Here is a 2,935-nt window from a genome sequence, read left to right as displayed (position 1 = left end):
ACCGCGGCGATGAGGCAGCTGCGGTCCATTCAGGGGCGTTGCGTCTGCGCGCCCGGGCGGAACAGCAAAAGCCGCAGCGCGTTCATCGTCACCAGCACGGTGGCGCCGGTGTCGGCCAGAACCGCGACCCAGAGCCCGGTGACCCCGGATACCGTGGTGAGCAAAAACACCGCCTTGAGACCGAGCGCGATGGCGATGTTTTGCTGGATATTCGTCATCGTGGCCCGGGCAAGGCGCACCAAGCCCGCCACATCGCCGACGCGGTTGCGCAAGAGCGCCGCATCGGCGGTCTCGAGCGCGACATCGGTGCCCGACCCCATCGCCACGCCGACATCTGCCGCAGCCAGCGCGGGGGCATCGTTGATCCCGTCGCCGATCATCATCACCCGCCCGGCCGTCGCAAGCGCGCGGATCGCCGTGAGCTTGTCCTCGGGCAGAAGCTGCGCGCGATGCGCGAGGCCAAGTTCTGCGCCAAGCTCCGCCGCGATGGCTTGCGCGGTGCGGGCATTGTCGCCGGTCAGCATCAAGGTCGACAGGCCAAGCGCGTGCAACTGCGCCAGCCCCAGCGCCGCATCGGCGCGCGGCTCATCGCGCAGCGCCACAAGACCCTGCGCCGCGCTCGCCCGCAGCAAGATCACCACCGTCTTGCCCTCGGCCTCGAGCCCCGCCACCCGGGTCGCCAGCGCCTCGGACATCGCGCCGCGCTCCGCGGCAAGACGCGCCGAGCCAAGGCAGACGAGGGTGCCCTCGATCACGGCCTCGGCGCCTTTGCCGGGCAGGGCGCGGGCCCCGCTGGCGGGGGCGGCGGCGATGCCGCGCCGCTCCGCCTCGGCGCAGATCGCCTGTGCCAGCGGATGGCTCGCGCCGCTTTCGACCCCGGCGGCAAGCGCCAGCAACTGAGCCTCGTCACCGCCAAGCGCGACCAGATCGGTCACCCGCGGCGCGCCTTGCGTCAGCGTGCCGGTCTTGTCGAAGGCGACATGGGTGACGCGCGCCGCCGCCTCGATCACCTTGCCGCCCTTGAGCAACAGCCCGTGGCGCGCGCCCATCGACAGCGCCGCGCTGATCGCGGCGGGCACCGAAATCACCAGCGCGCAGGGGCAGCCGATCAGCAAGAGCGCAAGCGCGCGGTAGACCCAGTCGCTCCAGCCCTGGCCGAACGCCAGCGGCGGGACCAGCGCGACCAGCGCCGCGACCCCGACCACGGCGGGCATGTAGACCCGGCTGAACCGGTCGATGAACCGCTCGGTGGGGGCGCGGGCGCTCTCAGCCTCGGTCACAAGACGGATGATGCGGGCGATGGTGTTGTCGGCCGCCGCCTTGGTGACGCGCAGGCGCAACAGCGCCTCGCCGTTGATCGAACCGGCGAACACCGCCGCGCCGGGCTCTTTCAGGCTGGGGAGGCTCTCGCCGGTCACCGGGCTTTCATCGACCCCCGAGATGCCCTCGATCACCACGCCGTCGCAGGGCAGATGATCGCCGGGGCGGACCTGCACGATCTGGCCGATTTGCAGGGTTTCGGCGGCAACCTCGCGGATCTGCCCGCCGGTCTCGAGCCGCGCGGTCTTCGGCACAAGGCTTGCGAGCGCGCGGATGCTGTCGCGCGCCTTGTCCGCCGAGACGCCCTCGAGCAGCTCTCCCAAGGCGAACAGGAACACCACCACCGCGGCTTCCTCGGGTGCGCCGATCACCAGCGCGCCGGAGGTGGCGATGGTCATCAACATCTCGATGGTGAAGGGCATGCGCGCGCGGGCCAGCATGACGGCGCGCCGCGCCACCGGGGCGATGCCGACAAGGGTTGCAAGCCCGAAGGCCCAGGGCGCGATCTCGGCGGGCAGAACGAGGCGCGCCGACAAGGCTAGGGCCAGCAGCGCGCCGGTGCCAAGGACAAGACGGCCCTTGGCGCTGTGCCACCAGCCGCGCGGCGCCGGTTTGGCCGGTGCTTGCGGTTCAGGTTTAGGCTCGGGCGCGGGTTCGGGGGGCACAGCCGCAGCCGCAAACGCCCCCTCGGGCAGCACGAAGGCCCCCTTTGGCCGCTCGGGCGGCGCGCCTTTGGGGGCGATGCCGAAACCGACCGCGCGCACCGCTTTCTCAATGCTTTCGGGCGCGGTCAGGGCCTCGTCGAGCCTGAGCCGCAGCCGCTCGGCCATCGGCGCCACATCCACCTCCGAGACGCCGGGCAGCCGCTCCACCGCGCCGCGCACCTTGGCCGCGCAAGAGCCGCAATCCATCCCCGTCACGTGCCATTCGCGTTGCCCCGCGCCCGCCGTCGTCATGCCCGTTCTCCGTGGTGAGTCTTCGATCGCAATCAGATATACGACCTACAGCAACTGTAGGTTCAACCCGTGTCGCGGGTTTTTCGCCCCCGCGCCGGGGCGCAAGGCACCGCGGCCCAGCATCGCAGGAGACAGGCCCATGCTGTCGATCGGAACCCTCGCCAAGCGCACCGGCACCAAGGTGCAAACGATCCGCTATTACGAACAGATCGGCCTGATGCCCGAGCCCGGGCGCAGCGACGGCGGTCAGCGCCGCTATGGCGCGCCCGAGCTTGACCGGCTCGCCTTCATCCGCCACGCTCGGCAACTCGGCTTTCCGTTGCAGGCGATCCGCGACCTGCTGGAACTCTCCGACAGCCCCGAGCGGTCTTGCGCTCAGGTGGATGCGGTCGCCCGCAAGCAGCTGCGCGAGGTCGAGGCGCGCATCGCCCGGCTCGAGGCGCTGAGGGCGGAGTTGCAGCGGATGATCGGCGAATGCAGGGCCGACCGGATCGCAAATTGCCGCATTCTCGAGGTGCTGCGCGACCACGCAGAATGTCTGTCCGATCACGAACCACCCATGCCCTGAAACCGCCCGCGCGCCGCTCTGTCAAGGTCGTCACCTTCCGCGAGCCGCGGCCAGCGCTCGTCCCCTCCTCGCGGGTCAATGCCCCGGTTGA

At 70.8% G+C, this 2,935-nt stretch carries 2 protein-coding genes; one reads left to right on the top strand and one right to left on the bottom strand.

Translation table 11 applies throughout. The annotated features are described in order from the left end of the window. Positions 1-29: 29 nt before the first annotated feature. Positions 30-2,276 (bottom strand): heavy metal translocating P-type ATPase, encoded by a 2,247-nt coding sequence (locus BW967_RS18335; protein WP_076486567.1) that lies wholly within the window; start codon positions 2,274-2,276, stop codon positions 30-32. Positions 2,277-2,415: 139 nt separating this feature from the next. Here BW967_RS18335 and BW967_RS18330 point away from each other — a divergent pair, with 139 nt between their 5' ends. Next, entirely contained in the window at positions 2,416-2,844 is a 429-nt protein-coding gene (locus tag BW967_RS18330; protein ID WP_076486565.1) for a MerR family transcriptional regulator, read from the top strand. The last annotated feature ends 91 nt before the right edge of the window (positions 2,845-2,935 follow it).

This window comes from Rhodobacter aestuarii (genome assembly GCF_900156655.1).
Taxonomy (GTDB): Bacteria; Pseudomonadota; Alphaproteobacteria; order Rhodobacterales; family Rhodobacteraceae; genus Rhodobacter; species Rhodobacter aestuarii.
Note: the sequence above shows the minus strand (reverse complement) of the source record. Positions and strands in the feature narration are given on the sequence as shown.

What these genes read in the sequence shown, in the direction of transcription:
- BW967_RS18330 (WP_076486565.1), top strand. Translation starts at nt 2,416, where the DNA reads ATGCTGTCGATCGGAACCCTCGCCAAGCGCACCGGCACCAAGGTGCAA.
- BW967_RS18335 (WP_076486567.1), bottom strand. Translation starts at nt 2,276, where the DNA reads ATGACGACGGCGGGCGCGGGGCAACGCGAATGGCACGTGACGGGGATG.